This is a genomic window from Nonomuraea sp. NPDC048881, assembly GCF_040649795.1.
Classification (GTDB): Bacteria; Actinomycetota; Actinomycetes; order Streptosporangiales; family Streptosporangiaceae; genus Nonomuraea.
Window position 1 is genome coordinate 1067443 of the sequence record NZ_JBEZGC010000001.1, and the last position, 20213, is coordinate 1087655.

Consider the following 20213-nt stretch of genomic DNA (forward strand, 5'->3'; position numbering starts at 1 on the left):
CCTAAGTATGAGGTTTGTGCTCAAATTGGGCCTCGAACTTGCCTGCGATCACTCGTCCGCGTGACGAAGCCGCTGATTCCCCCTGAAGCAGGCCATGGCGAGAGGTTGCCACCAGTGAGGACAACAACGACCGGATCCGGTCGTGGCCGGGCTCCGGACGCCCCGGAAAAGGCCGCGGACGGCGAGGTGCGGCAGGCCCACCCGCCCAAGGCGGGCAGCCCGTTCGCCCTGCGCAACTGGCGCGTGCGTACCCGCCTCATCGCCCTCATCGCCATTCCCACGCTCGTCGCCGTCGTCCTCGGCGCCCTGCGGGTCACGACGTCGATCAACAGCGCCCAGCAGTACCAGGACATCAGCAGCGTGGGGACCCTGGTCGCACAGCTCGGCGAGCTCTCCCGCGACCTCGGGCTCGAACGCGACCTGGCCACCCGCCACGTCGCCACCAACCGCGGAGCCTCCGACGAGCAGCGGTTGCAGAGCCAGCACGAGATCGTCGACAAGCGCATCGCCGGCACCCTTGAGGCGGGGAAGAAGTCCGAAACGTCGCTGTCCGACCTCGGCAGGAAGTCCCTCGACCACATTCGGATCCGGCTCGGCCAGATCCCCACGATGCGCAAGGCCGTCGCCGAGACCAAGCTCGGCCCGCTGCCCACCAGCGAGAAGTACTCCGAGGTCATCGCCGAGCTGCTGCAGCTCTACGACGAGCTCGGCCAGGGCTCCACGGACGAGGAGATCATCGCCACCAGCGCGGCCCTGCGCGCCGTCGCCCGCGCCGAGGAGGAGGCCTCCAAGCAGCGCGGCCTGCTGACCAGCGCCCTGATCAGAGGCTCGTTCGAGGAGCCGGAGTACAACGCCTTCCTCGACGCCCGCTCCCGCCGCAACAGTGAGCGGGACTCCTTCCGCGCCGTCGCCACGCCCGCGCAGCGCCAGTTCTACGACAACACCGTCGCCAGCCTGAAGATCGGCCGCGCCGAGTTCTACGCCAGCCGCGCGGTGCTGCTGCACAACGCCAACCAGTCACTGCGCCGGCTCGACACCTCGACCAGGGACGACACCGACCAGTGGTTCCAGTCCATCACCGAGACCGTCGAGCGCCTGCACACCGTGCAGAAGTCGCTGTCGGAGCAGATCGCCACCCGAAGCGCCGACATCGCCAGCAGCGACCGGCAGCTCGCCGCGATCAACATCGGCATCGTGGTGGGCCTGCTCGTCCTGGTCCTCGCGATCACCGCCCTGATGGCCGGCTCGCTGGTACGCCCGCTGCGCCGCCTGCGCTCGGACGCCCTGAAGATCGCCGGCCAGACGCTGCCCGACCTGGTCCGGCAGCTGCGTAACACCGACGTCAGCCCGGAACAGCTCCAGGTCCCGCCGATCGAGGTCAACTCCAAGGACGAGATCGGTGAAGTCGCCCGCGCCTTCGACGAGGTCCACCGCGAGGCGGTCCGGCTGGCCGGCGAGGAGTCCAGGCTGCGCTCGAACGTCAACGCGATGTTCGTGAACCTCTCGCGCCGCAGTCAGACGCTGGTGGAGCGGCAGATCACCCTGATCGACGGTCTGGAGCAGGGTGAGCAGGACGAGCAGCGGCTCGGCAACCTGTTCAAGCTGGACCACCTGGCCACGCGTATGCGGCGCAACAGCGAGAACCTGCTGGTGCTGGCCGGTCAGGACCCGCCGCGGCGCTGGAGCCAGCCGGTCAAGCTGGTCGACGTCGCCCGCGCCTCCCTGTCGGAGGTCGAGAACTACGAGCGCGTCGTCCTGGAGGTGCCCGAGGGCGTCTCCATCGCCGGCCAGGCCGTCAACGACGTCATCCACCTGCTGGCCGAGCTCATCGAGAACGCGCTGTCGTTCTCCCCGCGCGAGACCCGCGTCCCCGTCTCCGGCAGCAGGATCGACGGCGGCGGGATCATGCTCTCCATCAGCGACTCCGGCATCGGCATGACCGGCGAGGAACTGGTCCAGGCCAACGAGCGCCTGACCGACGCCCCCACCGTGGACGTGTCGGTCTCCCGCCGCATGGGCCTGTTCGTGGTCGCCAGGCTGGCCCACCGGCACGGCATCAGGGTGCAGCTGCGCCCGCACGGCTCCGGCGGCCTGACCGCCATGGTCCTCATCCCCGAGACGCTGCTCGGCGCGCAGCCCGCCGCGGTCGCCGGCGCGGGCGGCAACACCGCCGCCACGACCGCCCGCGAGGACGCCTTCGCCGCCTCCCAGCCCGCCGCCGGGGCCCAGCAGTGGCCCAGCGCCTCGGGCTTCGGGCTCGCCCCCGGGCACCCGTCCTACCCGTCGTACCCGTCCGAGCCGGCCGGCGGGTCGTGGCCGTCGATGCCGAACTCGCTGCCGTCCTCGATGTCGTCGTCCATGCCGTCCGCGATGCCGCAGTGGCCCTCGACGGAGTCGACGAACACCGGCTCCGACTGGCTGCCGGACTCGTCGTCCGACGTCTGGGTGTCCTCGCGCGGGCCGGTCACCGGGGAGCACGCGCCGCCGCAGCGCGGCCTGCCCCCCGAGGAGCCCCGCGCCTGGTCGGCTCCGCCGCAGGAGACGTCGCCCGCGTCCAAGTACGACTACCCCGAGACCGAGTCGGCGGCGACCGGCCCGATCCCCGTCGTCAAGCCCGCCTCCGGCGGGGACGAATACCTGCCGATATTCGCCGCGGTGGAGTCGGCCTGGTTCGACCAGGGCGAGCCGAGCGCCACCTGGGGCTCGGCCAAGGCCGACGCCGGCTGGAACGCGGCGGCGTCCGTGGTGGAGCCCGTACGCGACGGCTCGACGGCGGCCGGGCTGCCCAAGCGGGTGCCCAAGGCCAACCTCGTGCCCGGATCGGCGGACACGGCGTCCGCGCCCAAGGGCGTGGCTCCCATGCCCTCGGTCTCGCCCGACCGGGTGCGCAGCAGGTTGTCGAGCTTCCAGCAGGGCTTCCGAGCAGCGCGTGACGACATCAGCGAGGGCAGGACATACCAATCCGGCCCGAGGAACGACAGTAGGGAGGAGGGCGCGTGAATGACCTGAGCCACTCGGCGCGCGGAGTCGACTGGTTGATCACCGACTTCGTCAGTACCGTCCCGGGGGTCGCGCACGCGGTGGTCGTGTCATCCGACGGGTTGCCGCTCGCGGCTTCGTCGGGTTTTCCGGCTGACCGGGCCGACCAGCTGGCCGCCATCGCGTCGGGACTGGTGAGTCTCACGCAGGGCGCGGCCAGGGTCTTCGAGGGTGGTGCGGTCAACCAGACGATCGTGGAGATGCAGCGCGGGCTGATGCTGATCATGTCGATCAGCGACGGCTCGTGCCTGGCGGTCCTGGCGGCTCCCGACTGTGACATGGGGCTGGTGGCGTACCAGATGACCTTGATGGTGGATCGCGCCGGTCAGGTGCTGACCCCGGCGGTGCGCGCGGAGCTGCGCGCCAGCCAGACCAGGTGATGTAGGTGACGGATTCCTGGAACAGCGGTGGTTGGGAGCCCCAGCCGCCGGTCAGCTCGGACCCGGCCTCGCCGGTGCGCCCGTACGCGGTGACGGGCGGCCGTACCGCGCCCAAGGTCAAGCTGGCCATGGAGGCCCTGGTCTCGTCGGCTACGGCCGAACACCGGGAGTTCTCCCACATCACCCCCGAGTACAAGGCGATCAGCCAGCTCTGCCGTCAGGTCCGGTCGGTCGCCGAGGTGTCGGCGCTGCTGCGGATCCCGCTCGGTGTGGTGCGTGTTCTGATCGCTGACATGGCGGCCGAGGGCCTGGTACGGGTGCATCAGCCGCAGCTGGATGCAGGTAGGCCGGACGTCAACCTGCTGGAAAGGGTGCTCAGTGGACTTCGCAGGCTCTAGCCCCGGTCTGACCTCGACGAAGATCGTGGTGGCCGGCGGCTTCGGCGTGGGCAAGACGACGTTCGTCGGCGCGGTCTCGGAGATCATGCCGCTCACGACGGAGGCCGTCATGACGGACGCCTCCGCGGGCATCGACGACCTGGGCATGACGCCGCTGAAGTCGACCACGACCGTCGCGATGGACTTCGGCCGCGTCTCGCTCGACCGCGACCTGATCCTGTACCTGTTCGGCACGCCCGGACAGCACCGGTTCTGGTTCATGTGGGACGACCTCGTGCGCGGCGCCATCGGCGCCGTCGTCCTGGTCGACACCCGCCGCCTGGCCGACAGCTTCCCCGCGATCGACTATTTCGAGGAGGCGCAACTCCCCTTCATCGTGGGGATCAACGGCTGGGACGGCACGTACGCCCACAGCGACGCCGAGGTCCGCGACGCCCTCACGCTGGCCCCCCACATCCCGCTGGTGCGTCTCGACGCCCGCCAGAAGGACTCGGTCAAAAGCGCTCTGATCAACCTCGTCGAGCACGCGTTGACCGTCCGGATGGCCGTGCCAGGCTGGAGCGGCTAAGAGAGCGGATAGGCTGAAGTCTTAGACGTACATTCGCTTCGAGGACTGGCCAACCACGTGTTCGAGACGCTTTCCGACCGGCTGACATCGGTCTTCTCCTCCCTCCGATCCAAGGGTCGGCTGTCCGACGCCGACATCGACGCCACCACCCGCGAGATCCGCATCGCCCTGCTCGAGGCCGATGTCGCGCTCCCGGTGGTCAAGGCGTTCGTCGCCCAGGTCAAGGAGCGCGCCCGCGGTGCCGAGGTCTCCCAGGCGCTCAACCCGGCGCAGCAGGTCGTCAAGATCGTCAATGACGAGCTGATCGAGATCCTCGGCGGCGAGACCCGCAGGCTCCGCTTCGCCAAGACCGCGCCGACCGTCGTCATGCTCGCGGGTCTCCAGGGCGCCGGCAAGACCACCCTGGCCGGCAAGCTGGCCCGGTGGCTGCGCGATCAGGGCCACGCGCCCCTGCTGGTCGCCGCCGACCTCCAGCGGCCCAACGCCGTGCAGCAGCTCCAGGTCGTGGGCGAGCGCGCCCAGGTCGCCGTCTTCGCGCCCGAGCCGGGCAGCGGCGTCGGCGACCCGGTCGACGTCGCCCGCCGCTCGATCGACGAGGCCCGGCGGCTCAACCACGACATCGTCATCATCGACACCGCCGGTCGCCTGGGCATCGACCAGGAGATGATGAAGCAGGCCGCCGACATCCGCGACGCGGTCCGCCCCGACGAGGTCCTGTTCGTGGTCGACGCCATGATCGGCCAGGACGCCGTCACCACGGCCCAGGCGTTCATGGACGGCGTCGGCTTCGACGGCGTCGTGCTGACCAAGCTCGACGGCGACGCCCGCGGCGGCGCCGCGCTGTCGGTGCGGCACATCACCGGCCGCCCGATCATGTTCGCCTCCACCGGCGAGAAGCTGGAAGACTTCGACGCCTTCCACCCCGACCGGATGGCCTCCCGCATCCTCGACATGGGTGACATCCTCACCCTGATCGAGCAGGCGCAGAAGACGTTCGACGAGGAGCAGGCCGCCAAGATGGCGGGCAAGCTCACCTCGGGCGAGAACTTCACGCTCGACGACTTCCTCGAGCAGATGATGATGGTCCAGAAGATGGGCCCCATCAAGAACCTGCTCGGCATGATGCCCGGCATGGGGCAGATGCGCGACCAGCTCAACTCCATCGACGACCGCGACCTCGACCGCATCGCCGCCATCATCCGCTCGATGACGCCCGGCGAGCGGCAGGACCCGAAGATCATCAACGGCTCCCGCCGCGCCCGCATCGCCGCCGGCTCCGGCGTCACGGTCAGCGCCGTGAGCAACCTCGTCACGCGCTTCTTCGAGGCGCAGAAGATGATGAAGCGGGTGGCCGGGGGCATGGGGCTGCCGGGCATGCCCGGGGGGCGCGGGAAGGCGTCCAAGGCCCAGAAGAAGGCCAAGAAGGGGCGGCGCGTCAGCGGCGACCCGCGCAAGGCGGGCCTGGAGAAGTCGGCGTCCCCGTCGCCCGACGGCGAGGGCGGCGCGCCCAAGGCCGGGGGAGTGCTGGGGAACCTGGGCGGCAAGCTGCCGCCGGGGCTCGAACTGCCGCCGGGCTTCGACCCGTCGAAGCTGAAGCTGCCCGGGCAGTAGCCGCGCCGACCGGGGCGGGCCCCCGTTCCGCCCGCCCCTGCCCGGCCTGCACGTCTGTCCGACCTGCACTTTTGCCGGGCCTGCACCTTTACCGGTCCTGCGGGTTTGCCCGGCCTGCGCGTCTGCTTGGGCCTGCCGCGTCCGCCTCCCGCGACTGCTTGTCGGGCAGGTCCTTTTCACGTGTTGTCTGGCGTGTAGCTGTCTATTGCGTGGCCATCTGTCGCGCGCATCCTTGCCGGGCGGGCGCCTGTCCCTGACCACGACCCTGGGCTGGCCGACCGGCGCGTCTGTCTGTTCGCCGTGCCTGTCTGGCGCCCGACTCGGAGCCGTGTCTCTTACGCGTGCCATGGCGGGCCTCGCCCCGCACCGGAAGCTCTGGGCATCCAGGCGCGCCCTTACACCTGCGTCCCTTGCGGCGGCGGCCCCTTACGTCCGCGCCCCTTGCGGTGGCGGCCTCTGTGCTGGCGGTCCCTGTGCTGGCGTCCCTTGCGGTGGCGGCCCCTGTGCTGGTGGCCCTTGCGCCGTCGGTCCTGTGCTGGCGGGTTTTGGCGCCGGTCTTTCTCGCCCCGGCGCCCCTTTCGCGCCGATTCTTCTCGTACTACCCCTACTCGCGCCGCCTTCATGACGGTGGTTTGCGCGTCGGGGCTGTGTCGCTGTTCGCCGGTGTGTTCGCGCTCGCCCGAACGGGTGCGCGCCCGGGACCGTGGTCGGTCACCGGGCGCGCGGACGTGAGGCCGTTCGGCCTGCTCTAACGGCAGAGGAGCATCCACTGCAGAGCGGGGTCCATGAGGAGCCATCCTGAGGCGGCCGTTACGGGCATCCACATCGGCAGGCCGGTGAGCGGGGACCTCTGGGTCACCCAGGCGTCTTCGTGCGCTGGGCCGAAGTCGCCGCCGTGGTCGCCGGGCCATTGATGACCGCCGGGGCCGCCGTGGTGGTGCGGCTCATGCGGGTTGTACGGCCACTCGCAAGGGGGCCAGTGGCTCTTCTCGTACGGCTTGTGAGTCTTGTGCGGCTTGTGAGTGCAGTCATGCGTGGGCGTTGGGCTCGGCGTGGGCGTCGGCGTCACAGTGGGCGTCGGGTTCGGCGTCGGCGTCACGGTGGGCGTCGGCGTGACCGTGGGTGTGGGTGTCACGGTCGGTGTGGGCGTCACCGTGGGTGTCGGTGTCACGGTGGGCGTCGGGTTCGGCGTCGGCGTGACCGGAGGCGTCGGTGTCACGGTGGGTGTGTGCGTCACGGTGGGTGTGGGCGTCACCGTGGGGGTGACCGTGGGGGTGACCGTGGGGGTGACCGTGGGGGTGACCGTGGGGGTGGGTGTCACGGTGGGCGTAGGAGTGACGGTGGGCGTGGGTGTCGGGGTCACCGTGGGGGTTATCGTGGGTGTCGGGGTGGGCTGGTTGGGGACGCAGTTGACCTCCACCCGGCCGATGGTGACCTCCGTGAGCGGCCCTTCGTAGACGACGTTCCCCTCGGCGTCACGCAGGCTGGCCGAGATCGAGATCGTCATGTCCGCCTCGGCGGAGGTCGCGTCGTTCGTCGTGGCGTTGTCGGTCCTGACCACCGTCAGGATCCCGTCGTACACGCCGGGGTACCCGAGCTGCGCGCCCGTCGCGGGCACCTCCGTGGTCCCCTGGTCCACGGGCACGCCGAGCACTGTGATGGTCCCCGGCGCCGCCTGCACGGACGCCATCGCCGGAGCCGGCGGCGTGCACCGCGCGTGCGTCTCCACGTTGCCCGTGACCAGCAGCGGCTCGGACGCGTCCGGGTTGAGTTGAAGGGTGTTGACGACCAGTTGGGCGCTGGCCTCCCAGACGTCCGGCGCGTCGAGGCCGTCGGCCTGGATCTGCTCGTTGGCCAGGCTGACGAAGTCGGTGACCCCGTCGGGGTCGCTCCAGTCGCCGGTGTCGGTGCCGGGGTCGGGCCCGACGGACGCCGTGCCCCAGGTGCCGGAGAAGCCCGGCTGGCCCAGTTCCGGGATCTCGGTGATGGTCAGGCCGATACCGTTGGCGTTGGCGAACTCGCCCGCCGCTGCGGTGGCCGTAAGCCCGAACAAGGCGCCGGTGAGCAGGACGGACGTGCCGGCGGTGAGCAGCCGCGCGCGCGTGAACAGCGGATTGGTCGTGGTCGTCACCCACCCATTCCGCAGGGAAGTTGATCAAGTCGGGCGAGGTGACACGCGGCCCTTGCCTAGCCTTTGCCGCGGCCTGCCGGGACAGGTCGAAGGCACTGTCCGCGGTCTGGCAGAATGACATGTTGGAACATCGTGACCAGGTGGGTGCCCTCTCATCTCCTGCCGGCCACGCCTGTCCCTGGAACGTCCTCTCATCGTGCCCCACTCGATGAGGTGCCGTTCACCCACGCTCGAATGCAGGAGAGACCACACCAGTGGCAGTCAAGATCAAGCTCAAGCGGCTCGGCATGATCCGCAACGCTCAGTACCGAATCGTCGTCGCCGACAGCCGCACCAAGCGTGACGGCCGGGCGATCGAGGAGATCGGCCTGTACCACCCGAAGGAAAACCCTTCGCGCATCGAGGTCAACGCCGAGCGTGCGGCCTACTGGCTGGGTGTCGGCGCGCAGCCGACCGAGCCGGTGCTCAAGCTGCTCAAGCTCACCGGTGACTGGCAGAAGTTCAAGGGCGAGGCCGCCCCGGCGCCGCTGCTGGTCGCCGAGCCCGCGCCCGACCGTCACGCCCTCTACGAGGCCGCGGCCAAGGAGGCGCTGTCCGGTGGCGACACCGGCACGGCCGCCACCACGGCGCCCAAGCGTGCCAAGAAGAAGGAAGAGGCTGAGGCCGCCCCCGCCGCCGAGACCCCGACCGAGGGCGAGGGCTGACGTGCTCGAGGAGGCTCTCGAGCACCTCGTTAAGGGCATCGTCGAACATCCCGACGATGTCCGGGTCCGTGCTCGCCGCATTCGCAGCGGGCGCGTCCTGGAGGTCCGGGTGCACCCCGAGGACCTGGGCAAGGTCATCGGACGCGGCGGGCGCACCGCCAAGGCGCTGCGCACCGTTGTGAACGCCCTGGCCGACGGGAAGTACGTACGGGTCGATCTGCTCGACCTGGACGAAGCAGTCCGTTAGCGTCAGGAATTCGCGCCCTCATCGGTCCCGAAAGGGCTGATGGGGGCGCTTGCGTTAGGAGAAGGTGGATTTACGTGCAGCTGGTCGTCGGCCGGATAGGCCGTCCGCACGGTGTACGCGGCGAGGTCACCGTGGAGGTGCGCACCGACGATCCCGAGCTGCGCTTCGCCGAGGGCGTGGCAGTCGCGACCGACCCGGCGAGCGCGGGGCCGCTCGTGGTCGAGAGCCGCCGCTGGCACAAGGGCGTGCTGCTGATCGCGTTCGAGGGGGTTCACGGCCGCGACGCCGCCGAGGAGCTCCGGGGCACCATGCTGGTCATCGACTCCGCCGACGTGGAGTCGTCGGACGACCCGGACGAGTTCCACGACCACCAGCTCGTCGGGCTGGCTGTGGAGACCGTGTCCGGCGAGCCCGTCGGCGAGGTCACCGACGTGCTGCACCACGGCCAGGACCTGCTGGTCGTACGCCGGCGCGGGCAGGACGACGCGCTCATCCCGTTCGTGAAGGCCCTGGTGCCCGAGGTCGATCTGACGGGCGGGCGCCTGGTCGTCGACCCGCCAGAGGGCCTGCTGTGATGCGCCTCGACATCATCTCCATCTTCCCCGAGTACTTCGCCCCGCTCGACGTCTCGCTGATCGGCAAGGCGCGCGAGCGCGGCACCCTCGACGTACGCGTCCACCAGCTCCGCGACTGGGCGCACGACGTGCACAGGACGGTCGACGACACGCCGTACGGCGGCGGTCCCGGCATGGTGATGAAGCCCGAGGTCTGGGGCGAGGCCATCGACTCGGTGATCGGCGACGGCGCGCCGCGGGTCATCGTGCCGACGCCGAGCGGGCGGCCGTTCACCCAGGAGATGGCCCAGGAGCTGGCCGCCGAGCCGTGGCTGCTGTTCGCCTGCGGGCGCTACGAGGGCATCGACTCGCGCGTCATGGCCGAGTACGGCGCCCGGCTGCGGGTCGACGAGGTCAGCATCGGCGACTACGTGCTGGCCGGCGGCGAGGTCGCGGTGCTGGTGATGGTCGAGGCCGTCGGCAGGCTGCTGCCCGGCGTGCTGGGCAACGCCCAGTCGGCCGTGGACGACTCCTTCGCGCCCGGTTCGATGCAGAACCTGGTGGAAGGCCCGGTCTACACCAAGCCGCCGGTCTGGCGCGGGCACGAGGTTCCCTCGGTGCTGCTGTCCGGACATCACGGAAAAGTCGCCCGATGGCGACGGGACGAGGCGCTTCGGCGTACGGTGCGTAACCGGCCGGAACTGGCCGCGGCGCTCGATCCCGAGACGCTCGACAAGCACGACAAAAAGCTGCTCGACGAGCTCTCGTTTCGCGTCCGGCCGGAAGATGTGGCAAACTGAATCGCTGCCGACCATCACACGGTTGGTCCGTCATGCCCGGGTAACGGTCCCGGGTTCATCAAATCAGCAAGCGTGTCCGCCGCGAGCTCCGGCCGGGTGGACCTCCGCGTGCTCGCGAGGACTTGAGGACAGCTCTCATGCACACGAAGATCCAGGAGCTCGAGAAGGCGACCCTTCGGAGCGACGTCCCGGCGTTCCGCCCCGGTGACACGCTCGAGGTCCACGTACGAGTCGTCGAAGGCAACCGCTCCCGTATCCAGGTCTTCAAGGGTTTCGTGCTGCGCCGGCAGGGCAGCGGCGCCCGCGAGACCTTCACGGTCCGCAAGGTCAGCTACGGCGTCGGCGTCGAGCGCACCTTCCCGGTGCACAGCCCGGTCATCGAGAAGATCGTGCTCGTGACCCGCGGTGACGTGCGTCGCGCCAAGCTTTACTACATGCGCGACCTGCGCGGCAAGGCCGCCCGTATCCGCGAGAAGCGTGAGGCCACGCCCGCCAAGTAACCCCAATCTTTTCCGAAAGGCCCGTGCACCGCACGGGCCTTTCGGCTTTGCGGGGCCATTTCCTTTATGTGGAGCGACTCGTGCGTGGGTGTAACGTCGGTCGAGGCTTGTCGAGCCGTTCCATCATCTAGGCTCGTCAGCGATGACAAGCGAAGACCAGGAGTACGGCGCTTCGCGCCGCCCTGTCGAGGACGAGGTGGACGTGGTCGCCGAAGAGACTCAGAAGCCGGCAAAGGGCGACAAGGAGAAGAAGGGGTCGTTCTGGAAAGAACTCCCCGTACTTGTCGTTGTGGCCCTCGTGCTGGCCCTGATCATCAAGACGTTCGTGATCCAGGCCTTCTACATTCCGTCGGAGTCCATGGAGAACACCCTGCTCAAGAACGACAGGGTCCTGGTCAACAAGCTCGTCTACCACACCCGTGACATCGAGCGCGGCGACGTGGTCGTCTTCTCCGGCGTCGACTCCTGGGACGGCGAGTTCGAGGTCGAGGAGCCGTCCAACCCGATCGCGGGCTTCTTCCGCTGGGTCGGCACGGCCTTCGGCGTCGTCCCCGGCGAGAAGGACTACATCAAGCGGGTCATCGGCGTGGGCGGCGACCACGTCAAGTGCTGCGACTCCAAGGGGCGCATCACGGTCAACGGCACGGCCATCGACGAGGAGAGCTACCTCTATCCGGGCAATGTGCCGTCCGACCGGTTCTTCGACATCACCGTGCCGCCTGGGCGGCTGTGGGTGATGGGCGACCACCGTTCCGTCTCGCTCGACTCCCGCTCGCACACCGGCGACCAGGGCGGCGGCTCGATCCCCGAAGGTCAGGTCATCGGCCGGGCCTTCGTGATCGTCTGGCCGTTCAACCGGGCGGGCGTGTTGTCCATACCCGACACCTTCGCGCAGCCCGCGCTCCAGGCACTCGGAGGGGCCGTACCGCTGGTGGCCGGGTTCGGGCTGGCCGTACCCTTGGTCCTGGTTCGTCGGCGCCGGTTGGGGAGGAAGCGCTGATGGCCGTCACCAAGAAGGCGGAGGGCGTGGCCAAAGAGAAGAAAAAGGGCGGCTTCCGGGAGACCGTCCTGCTGCTGGTGCTCGGCGTGGGCATCGCGTTGTTGCTCCAGGCGTTCGTGATCGGGTCGTTCTACATCCCGTCGGAGTCGATGGAGAACACCCTGCTCATCAACGACCGGGTCTTCGTCAACAAGCTGGCGGGCGATCCCGAGCGCGGCGACATCGTGGTCTTCAAGGGCTGGCGCACCGGCGAGGACACCATCAAGCGGGTCATCGGCGTCGGCGGCGACAAGGTGGTGTGCTGCGACTCCAAGCACCGCATCAGCGTCAACGGCACGCCGCTCGACGAGGAGTCCTACCTCTACCCTGGCGACTTCGGCGGCGGCGACAAGTTCAGCGTCACCGTCCCGACCGGCAAACTGTGGCTGATGGGCGACCACCGCACCGCCTCGGCGGATTCGCGGGCCCACATGGACGAGCCCGGCGGCGGCTTCATCTCCGTCGACGACGTGATCGGCAAGGCGGTCGTCCGCTACTGGCCGCTGTCGCGCGGCTACCTGTTCTCCACGCCCGAGACTTTCGACAAGGTCAAGTAAGGGGCTTTCGGTCGCGGTTTGCGGCGAATGGGGCGTACGCTTCGAGTGTCATGACAGTTGCGTTCCGCCCTCGACCGAGCGTCGTCCGGCGCGATTCCGGACTCTACGCCTACGAGCGGGCGCTGGCCCGCCGTGGGCTGACCCCGATCGCGGGCGTCGACGAGGCGGGCCGCGGCGCCTGCGCCGGGCCGCTGGTCGTCGCGGCCGTCGCCCTGCGCAGGGAGATCGACGGTCTCGGTGACTCCAAGGTGCTGTCCCCGCCGGTGCGCGAGCGCCTGTACGACCGCGTCGTCGCCACCGCCCACGTGGGCGTCGTGGTGATCCCGGCCGCCGAGATCGACGCCCGGGGGCTGCACAGGAGCAACATCTCCGGAATGCGGCGGGCTGTGGCGCAGTTGCCATGTGATCCGGAGTACATCCTCACGGACGGCTTCCCGGTGCCCGGAATGCCCGCGCCGTCCCTGGCGGTGTGGAAGGGGGATCAGGTGGCCGCCTGCGTGGCGGCCGCGTCGATCGTGGCCAAGGTGACGAGGGACCGCCTCATGGTCGAGCTGGATCGAAGGTTCCCTCAGTACGGTTTTGCCGAGCACAAGGGGTATGTCACGCCAGGACACCGTTTGGCACTGGAGAGACATGGCCCGTGCCCCGAACACCGTTACTCCTTCGTCACGGTGGCCAGGGGGATGGGTGAAAATGAGATGGGGGCCGGGGTTGCCTGAGCAGGCGAACCGGGGGACCGGTACGACAGGAGGACCGCGATGAGCGCAGAGGATCTCGAAAAATACGAAACCGAGATGGAGCTGCAGCTTTACCGCGAATACCGTGATGTCGTCGGTTTGTTCACATACGTCGTGGAGACTGAGCGTCGGTTCTACCTGACCAACTCGGTCGACCTCGACGTCCGTACGGCGGAGAACGGCGACGTCTTCTTCGATGTGAAGATGCAGGACGCCTGGGTGTGGGACATGTACCGGCCGGCGCGGTTCGTGAAGAACGTGCGGGTGGTCACGTTCAAGGATGTGAACGTGGAAGAGCTGGCCAAGGCCGACCTGGAGATGCCCAAGGAAGGGTTCTCGGGGTAGGTCGAAGGGGCGCCGTCGAGGCGGGGGCCGGTGGGGCGGCGGGTGTTGCTGGTGCGTCCGGCGGCGTGTCGGCTCGGTTGAGCTTGTGCTCGCTCCGGGAGTTCCAGGGTTCTGGTGTTGCGCGTGACGCTGCTGCTGCCACGCCTCATCGGGGCACTCATCGCTCTGGCGGCTATTGGTCCCAGGAAGTCTCGTTACTGGTTGACCAACGCTGACCTCATCGGATCGATGCCTTGCACGACGCATGCCTGCAAGCATGCTGAGTACCGCATCCTGCATGCTGGTGACCTGCTCCGCGCTGTGGCGCCCGCCGGGTGCTTGCTGGGCCCTGTCGGGACACGTTGGGCTCCCTGCCGGGACACGCTGAGCGCTGCGGGCACACGCTGAGCGCTGCGGGCACACGCTGAGCGCTGCGGGCACACGCTGGATGCCATCAGCGCGTGCTGGGGCGTCATCCGGCTTGCGATGGTCGTCGCCGAGCGCAAGGTGAGGGTCGCCGGGCAGGCGGAAGCATCAGCCAGCTCAGGGTAGCGACGCCTGGCCTGCGATGAGCGTTGGCAGCCGGCTCAAGATGAGCGCCATCTGGCCCACGATGCGGGCGTCTGCCCGCCTCCCGCTACACGCTGCCGCCCTCTGCCAGTGCTCACCCGCCTCCCGGCCACGCGCTGCCGCCCTCTGCCAGTGCTCACCCGCCTCCTCCTACGTGCTGCCCGGCATGTGCCGCCTCGTGGGATGGGTACCGCGTCCTACCTACACCGTCGCCGCCAGCCGTCCGCATCGCTTCAGGGGCCGCGGAGGGCCGTAAGGCCATAGGGCTCATGGTGCGCCTCCGCCGCCCCTGCGCTGTGCAGTGGCCGACTGTCGTGCCATGGGCGAGCCGCCTCGGGCAGGACGGTCACACCGCTCCTGATCACACAACGCTCTGACCTGTTCCGTCATCCCGGCATGGATGCACAGATGACGCCCCTCGATGGCCCGGCAACGAGCCTCGGTTGCGTGGAGTTATCCACAAGCCGCCGCCCAGCTCTCCCCGCTATCCCCAGAATCCCGTTCGCCTCCGTCTGATCTCCCCGCCATCCGCCAAGGTCGGTGACCGAACACAGCACCGACGACGGACGAAGGGACGCCCCCCATGGCCCCGAAAGACGAGCTCGGCAAAGAAGGCGAGCACCTGGCCGCGATCTACCTCGAAGCCAAGGGAATGACGATCCTCGAACGCAACTGGCGCTGCCGTCGCGGCGAGATCGACATCATCGCCCTGGACGGTCAGGTCCTGGTGGTCGTCGAGGTCAAGACCAGATCGAGCAGATCCCATGGCACAGCCCTGGAATCCGTGAACCACACCAAACTGGCGCGGCTCCGCATGCTGGCCGCCAAATGGCTGTCGGCGCAGTCCCGGTCCTTCGAAGCCGTACGCATAGACGTGATCGCCCTTGAGCGCTTCGCGGGCAACTTCGCCCTGCGCCACATACGGGGGGCGATCTAGATGGCCGTGGCCCGCACCCGCAGCGTCGCGCTGGTCGGTGTGAGCGGCCGCAGCGTCGAGGTCGAGGCCGACGTGGGCAACGGCCTGGCCGGCATTCACCTCATCGGTCTGCCCGACACGGCGCTCAGCGAGGCCCGCGACCGGGTGCGATCCGCTGTGGTCAACAGCAGTTACCCCTGGCCGGACGCCCGCATCACCGTCAGCCTCTTCCCCGCCAGCCTCCCCAAGCGCGGATCCCAGTTCGACCTCGCCATCGCCATGGCCATCCTGGGAGCCGCAGGAGTCGTCCCGGCGGAGCGCATCGCCGAGCCCTTCTTCCTGGGCGAGCTCGGCCTCGACGGCCGCATCAGGCCCGTGCGCGGAGTGCTCCCGTCCATCCTCGGCGCCGCTGCGGCGCACGAAGACGCCACGATCATCGTCCCGTCGGAGAATTCGGGGGAAGCGGGCCTGGTCCCCGACGTGAACGTGGTCCCGGTGGCTCACCTGCGCCAGCTGGTCGAGTGGCTACGCAAAGGCGACAAGCCACCCGAACCCGAGGTCGCTGGCCGCGTCGACACGCCCAAGCCCGTGGCCCAGCCCGCCGTCGACCTGGCGGACGTCGTCGGCCAGCCCGTGGCCCGCCGAGCGTTGGAGGTGTGCGCCGCAGGCGGCCACAACCTGTGGATGGTGGGCCCGCCCGGCACCGGCAAGACCCTGCTGGCCGAACGCCTTCCCACCCTCCTGCCGGACCTGGAGCTCGACCACGCCCTGGAGGTCACGGCCATCCACTCCGTCGCGGGGTTGCTGCCGCCCGACAGTCCCATGATCAACCGTCCGCCGTTCGTCAGCCCCCACCACACGGCGACGGCGGCCGCCATCATCGGTGGTGGCAGCACGGTCGTCCGTCCGGGAGCGGTCTCCCTCGCGCACAGGGGCCTGCTGTTCATGGACGAGGCCCCCGAGTTCCCTCGTCACGTCCTCGACTCGTTGCGGCAACCGCTGGAGTCGGGGCGCGTCACGGTGTCCAGATCCGCGGCGTCGGTGACGTTCCCCGCCCGGTTCATGCTGGTGCTTGCCGCCAACCCGTGCCCCTGCGCCCAGGCCGACGACCAGGCCGGCGCGACCTGCCGCTGCTCGCTCACCACAAGACGTCGATATCTGGGCCGGCTGTCCGGGCCCCTCCTCGACCGCATCGACATGAAGGTCACGGTCGCCCGTTCGTCCAGACGCGAGCTCCTGGCCGACCGCCACTTCGTCGAATCCAGCGAAACAGTGGCCGAACGCGTCCTGCTGGCCCGCGAGCGCGCCGTCAAACGCCTGGCCCGCACCCCCTGGCGGACGAACGCCGAGATCCCCTCATCCGTCCTCCACTCCGACTTGCGTCCGTCCGATGCGGCGATGAAGCCCATGACCTCCTGCCTCGACTCGGGCTCCCTCACCGCCCGCGGCCTCGACCGCACGCTGCGCGTCGCCTGGACCCTCGCCGACCTCGCCGGCAAGGACCGCCCAGATGAAGACGAGACCACCGCAGCCCTCGGCTTCTGGCTCGGAGTACAACCGTGACCCCGGCCGTCCGCCTGCACACGAACCCGCCCATGAAGATCACCAGGAGGTCCCCGTGATTAGTCCAGAGCATGAGGCACGTGCGGCCCTCATGCGAGCCGCCGACGTGGGCGACACGGCCATGGGCCGCCTGGTGGCGCACCTCGGTGCCTCCGGAGCGGTGGAGGCGATCCGCGAGCGCGCACTTCCACCGGCCTTCACCGCCCAGGAGTCCCGGCAGGAACGTCCGTGTGACCTGTCGGGTCGGCTGAACGCCTGGTTCCTCCGCCTGGCTGCGTCGAAGCCCGCCGCCGATCTGGAGGCCGGCGAGAAGTACGGGGCCAGGCTGATCGTCCCAGGCGACCCCGAATGGCCCACGCAACTGGACCATCTCGGCCCGAGCCGCCCCCTGGGCCTCTGGTTGCACGGCACGGCCGATCTCCGCTTCGCCTGCCTGCAGTCCGTGGCCGTCGTAGGAGCCCGAGCCGCCACCCAGTACGGCCTGCACATCGCGGCCGACTTCGGCATCGGCCTCAGCGAAGCGGGCTGGTCCGTCGTCTCCGGCGGCGCCTACGGGGTGGACGGCGCGGCCCACAAGGGCGCCCTGCTGGCCGGCTCACCCACGGTGGTCGTTCTCGCCTGCGGAGTGGACATCTGCTACCCGAGCGGCCATCAGGAGCTCTTCGCCCAGGTCCGCGAGCAGGGCGTCGTGATGAGCGAATGCCCGCCCGGCGTCCATCCCACCCGCGCCCGGTTCCTGATCAGGAACCGCCTCATCGCCGCCCTGACCAGAGGCACGGCCGTCGTGGAGGCAGCCCTCCGCAGCGGTGCCCTGAACACCGCCGGCCACGCGCTCACTCTCAACCGTCACCTGGGGGCAGTGCCCGGGCCCACCACGTCCGCGTTGTCGGCCGGCTGCCACAAACTCCTGCGCGAACGCAAGGCGGTCTGTGTCACCACTCCGGAGGAAATGATCGAACTAGTCGGCGTCATGGGCGACGACCTGGCCCCGCAGACCCGAACGCCCATCGTCCCCCGCGACGGTCTCAGCGAATCCACCAAGAGAGTCCTGGACGCCATCCCCACCCGCGGCGGCGCCGGTCCAGCCTCGATAGCGGTCTCAGCAGGCGTCAGCATGGACATCACACTGAGCGCCCTGGGCGGTTTGGCCGCAGCCGGATACATAGAACGAGCGGGCGGCGGCTGGCGCCTCCGCAAAACCACATCCAGCTACCCGAAAGCCCCCGAAACCATGGCCCTGACCCCACCCCCGGCCAACGAAGCCCCAGCCACAGACCCTCCGCCACCTGCAGAAGACGACACCCCACCCCCGCCCCACCCCGACGAACTCGCACCCTTTACCTGACCAACCTTTGCGACGTAGGGGCATGCAGCACCGCCGATGTGACAGCCACCATGAACCAAGGGGCGAGTGCATCGGGTGAGATGGTGAAGGAAGAGGGCATGTAGGCGATCGAAAATGACTGACATGTGGGCAATGCGATGCGCAACCAAGCCGCAGCCGACGTCCGCGCCGTGCCGTGCCGTGCTCGGCCGCTCGGACGGACGCTCGGGCGGTTGAGCTGCACACCGCTCCCATGGCGAGCCCGAGGCATCGGGCGGCACAGCAGTACACAAGTGGCGAATGTTCGTGCGGACAATAGGTGAAGCCTTGAACAACGACCTGAACGACAGCCTGAACCGCGCCCCAAATCCCGACCTGAACCCCGACGTGAACGCCGGCCTGAACCCCGATGTGAACGCGGACCCGAACCCCCACGTGAACGCGGACCTGGATCGTGGCCTGAACTCCGGTTTGAACCGTGACGTGAATGCCGACGAAGTGCTTGCTGAGTTCGAGAGGTATTTGCGGTTCGAGCGAGACCTTTCCCCACATACAGTGCGCGCTTATCTCTCCGACATCACCGCCCTCCTCGACCACCTCCATGGACGGCTTGACGGCCTGGACATCAGCGAGCTGAGAGGCTGGCTGGCCGACCAGCACAGCGCAGGCAAGGCAAGAGCCACGCTGGCCCGCAGAACGGCCTGCGTCCGTACCTTCACCGCGTACTGTCACCGCCGGGGTTGGCTGGCCGCCGACCCCGGCCTGTTGTTGGGCAGCGCAAAGGCGCCCCGTCCCTTGCCTGCCGTGCTCGACCAGGAGCAGGCCCAGACCGTCCTGAGCGCGCCCCAGTCCACCGGCGATCCCAAAGACCTTCGAGACCAGGCGCTCCTGGAACTCCTCTACGCCACGGGTGTGCGGGTGGGTGAGCTCTGCGCGCTCGACGTCGATGACGTGGACCGGGACCGGCATGTCATCAGGGTCCTGGGCAAGGGACGAAAGGAGCGTTCCGTGCCGTTCGGGCTGCCAGCGCTTCGAGCTCTGGACCGATGGTGCATCAACGGGCGTCCCATCTGGGTTCGGGAACGCTCCGGGCCGGCCCTCTTCCTCGGTGTCCGTGGTGGCCGGATCGACGCCGGCACCGTACGACGGGTGGTGCACGCGCGGCTGGCCCAGACCGAGGGCGCCCCCGACATGGGCCCACACGGACTGCGGCACACCGCCGCAACCCACCTGCTCGAAGGGGGCGCAGACCTGCGTAGCGTCCAGGAACTACTCGGTCACGCCTCCCTCAACACAACCCAGATCTACACCCACGTCTCGATCGACCGCCTCCGCACCGCATATCGCCAAGCCCACCCCCGCGCCTGACACAGACACCGGCACGCCATTGCCTCTCTCACCCACCCCTCGCTCCCCGGCTGAGCGGCAAGGGCCATGAGACGTCGAACCAAGCGTCCACGCAGGCATCGGGCCCGGCCGAGCCCGCCGCCAGGCGGCGCAGCACGACGCGTTCGGGCGTGCTGCGCAGTTCCCACACCGACGCCACGACCCAAGACCTGTAGCGACGTCGGCCAGAGAACCCGACGGCGCGACGACACGGCAGTGCCGTCAATGCGCGAGGGATGCGAAGGGGCGAGAGGCAATGACGCGAGGAGCATGTTCCTGCCGCGCAGGCAGTGCTGGATTCACGGGGTGGAGCGAAAGACCGGTGGCGACCATCTAACGACGGTTGCTCTACCGGATAGGCGCGCAGGAGTCGAGCGCGCGGAGGTGTGGGTGCGGAGGTGTGGGTCACGTGCAGCGCCTTGGTTGAGGACCTGATACTCCTGGCTGGCGCCGGCTTGCTGGACGTTCCAGATCACGCGCCGTCATCCCACAGCAGGACGCGTCTGTACCTGGCCCCCTCCGAGGAGGAACGGGGAACGAAGGACTCGTACGAACGCGGCGCGGACGGTAGAGGAAGAAACCACTCCGGCGTTGGAGTATTCGCGGGCATGGTCTCCCATCAGGGGCCAGCCACAGCCTGGGAGTCTCTCACCCCAGCAGGGGGCGGGGGCTTCAGCGCGGGTCGGTCTAGCCGCCGCTTGGATGAGTCCCCGCCCCAGGGAGGGCTCCGGCGTGGGTCTAGCTACCGTCCGGGTGAACGCCGCCCACTGGGGCGCAGGTTCCGGCGCGGGTCTAGTCACCGTCCGGGTGAACGCCGCCCCCCTGGGGTACGGGCTCCGGCGTGGGGCCAGCCCTCGCCCAAGTG

The 20213-nt window shown here is 69.1% G+C and carries 19 protein-coding genes; 18 read left to right on the forward strand and 1 reads right to left on the reverse strand.

The genetic code is table 11. The features are described from left to right. Nucleotides 1-114: 114 nt before the first annotated feature. From AB0C33_RS05070 to ffh, 5 genes are read left to right on the forward strand one after another with little or no spacing between them, the layout of a single operon-like run. Complete coding sequence (locus AB0C33_RS05070) at nucleotides 115-3000, forward strand: nitrate- and nitrite sensing domain-containing protein (protein WP_358283737.1); 2886 nt, start codon at nucleotides 115-117, stop codon at nucleotides 2998-3000. Beyond that, entirely contained in the window at nucleotides 2997-3419 is a 423-nt protein-coding gene (locus AB0C33_RS05075; protein WP_352350301.1) for a roadblock/LC7 domain-containing protein, read from the forward strand. Before AB0C33_RS05070 ends, AB0C33_RS05075 begins: the two co-directional genes overlap by 4 nt. A gap of 5 nt (nucleotides 3420-3424) precedes the next feature. Next, nucleotides 3425-3817, forward strand: coding sequence for a DUF742 domain-containing protein (locus AB0C33_RS05080; RefSeq protein ID WP_352350303.1), 393 nt, complete (start codon nucleotides 3425-3427; stop codon nucleotides 3815-3817). Between the two features lie 7 nt (nucleotides 3818-3824). Then, nucleotides 3825-4385: an ATP/GTP-binding protein gene (locus tag AB0C33_RS05085; protein WP_352350493.1), complete on the forward strand. Its 561-nt coding sequence runs from the start codon at nucleotides 3825-3827 to the stop codon at nucleotides 4383-4385. 57 nt (nucleotides 4386-4442) lie between these two features. Further along, the gene (ffh, locus tag AB0C33_RS05090) at nucleotides 4443-5996 is read left to right on the forward strand and encodes a signal recognition particle protein (RefSeq protein ID WP_358283740.1); all 1554 of its coding nucleotides are present in this window, start codon (nucleotides 4443-4445) and stop codon (nucleotides 5994-5996) included. Nucleotides 5997-6744: 748 nt separating this feature from the next. Here the strand turns inward: ffh and AB0C33_RS05095 are convergent. Further along, nucleotides 6745-8127 carry a hypothetical protein gene (locus tag AB0C33_RS05095; protein ID WP_358283742.1) on the reverse strand — a complete coding sequence of 461 codons (1383 nt, stop codon included), beginning with the start codon at nucleotides 8125-8127 and terminating at the stop codon, nucleotides 6745-6747. 254 nt (nucleotides 8128-8381) lie between these two features. Here AB0C33_RS05095 and rpsP point away from each other — a divergent pair, with 254 nt between their 5' ends. The 13 genes from rpsP to AB0C33_RS05160 all read left to right on the forward strand — a co-directional run bounded on the left by rpsP (nucleotide 8382) and on the right by AB0C33_RS05160 (nucleotide 19330). Continuing rightward, the gene (rpsP, locus tag AB0C33_RS05100) at nucleotides 8382-8831 is read left to right on the forward strand and encodes a 30S ribosomal protein S16 (protein WP_352329496.1); all 450 of its coding nucleotides are present in this window, start codon (nucleotides 8382-8384) and stop codon (nucleotides 8829-8831) included. A 1-nt stretch (nucleotide 8832) separates the two neighbouring features. After that, nucleotides 8833-9078, forward strand: coding sequence for an RNA-binding protein (locus AB0C33_RS05105; protein WP_020546537.1), 246 nt, complete (start codon nucleotides 8833-8835; stop codon nucleotides 9076-9078). A 74-nt stretch (nucleotides 9079-9152) separates the two neighbouring features. Then, nucleotides 9153-9653: a ribosome maturation factor RimM gene (rimM, locus tag AB0C33_RS05110; protein ID WP_358283744.1), complete on the forward strand. Its 501-nt coding sequence runs from the start codon at nucleotides 9153-9155 to the stop codon at nucleotides 9651-9653. Further along, nucleotides 9653-10432 carry a tRNA (guanosine(37)-N1)-methyltransferase TrmD gene (trmD, locus tag AB0C33_RS05115; protein ID WP_358283746.1) on the forward strand — a complete coding sequence of 260 codons (780 nt, stop codon included), beginning with the start codon at nucleotides 9653-9655 and terminating at the stop codon, nucleotides 10430-10432. The genes rimM and trmD overlap by 1 nt, the downstream gene beginning before the upstream one ends. A 137-nt stretch (nucleotides 10433-10569) precedes the next feature. Further along, a complete protein-coding gene (gene rplS / locus AB0C33_RS05120) occupies nucleotides 10570-10932 on the forward strand; it encodes a 50S ribosomal protein L19 (RefSeq protein ID WP_357707128.1) in 363 nt (120 codons plus the stop codon). A gap of 142 nt (nucleotides 10933-11074) precedes the next feature. Beyond that, a complete protein-coding gene (lepB, locus tag AB0C33_RS05125) occupies nucleotides 11075-11932 on the forward strand; it encodes a signal peptidase I (protein WP_358283749.1) in 858 nt (285 codons plus the stop codon). Further along, nucleotides 11932-12528, forward strand: a complete 597-nt coding sequence (gene lepB / locus AB0C33_RS05130) for a signal peptidase I (RefSeq protein ID WP_358283752.1) — start codon at nucleotides 11932-11934, stop codon at nucleotides 12526-12528. The genes lepB (AB0C33_RS05125) and lepB (AB0C33_RS05130) overlap by 1 nt, the downstream gene beginning before the upstream one ends. Before the next feature lie 50 nt (nucleotides 12529-12578). Beyond that, nucleotides 12579-13247, forward strand: coding sequence for a ribonuclease HII (locus AB0C33_RS05135; protein WP_358283754.1), 669 nt, complete (start codon nucleotides 12579-12581; stop codon nucleotides 13245-13247). Between the two features lie 39 nt (nucleotides 13248-13286). Next, entirely contained in the window at nucleotides 13287-13610 is a 324-nt protein-coding gene (locus tag AB0C33_RS05140) for a DUF2469 domain-containing protein (RefSeq protein WP_026215037.1), read from the forward strand. A gap of 1132 nt (nucleotides 13611-14742) precedes the next feature. Beyond that, nucleotides 14743-15096, forward strand: a complete 354-nt coding sequence (locus AB0C33_RS05145; protein WP_352350319.1) for a YraN family protein — start codon at nucleotides 14743-14745, stop codon at nucleotides 15094-15096. Beyond that, nucleotides 15097-16638 (forward strand): YifB family Mg chelatase-like AAA ATPase, encoded by a 1542-nt coding sequence (locus AB0C33_RS05150; RefSeq protein ID WP_358283756.1) that lies wholly within the window; start codon nucleotides 15097-15099, stop codon nucleotides 16636-16638. Nucleotides 16639-16729: 91 nt separating this feature from the next. After that, on the forward strand, nucleotides 16730-17983 hold the full coding sequence (gene dprA, locus AB0C33_RS05155) for a DNA-processing protein DprA (protein ID WP_358283758.1): 1254 nt from the start codon (nucleotides 16730-16732) through the stop codon (nucleotides 17981-17983). Between the two features lie 462 nt (nucleotides 17984-18445). Then, entirely contained in the window at nucleotides 18446-19330 is an 885-nt protein-coding gene (locus tag AB0C33_RS05160; protein WP_358283924.1) for a tyrosine recombinase XerC, read from the forward strand. Nucleotides 19331-20213 lie beyond the last annotated feature (883 nt).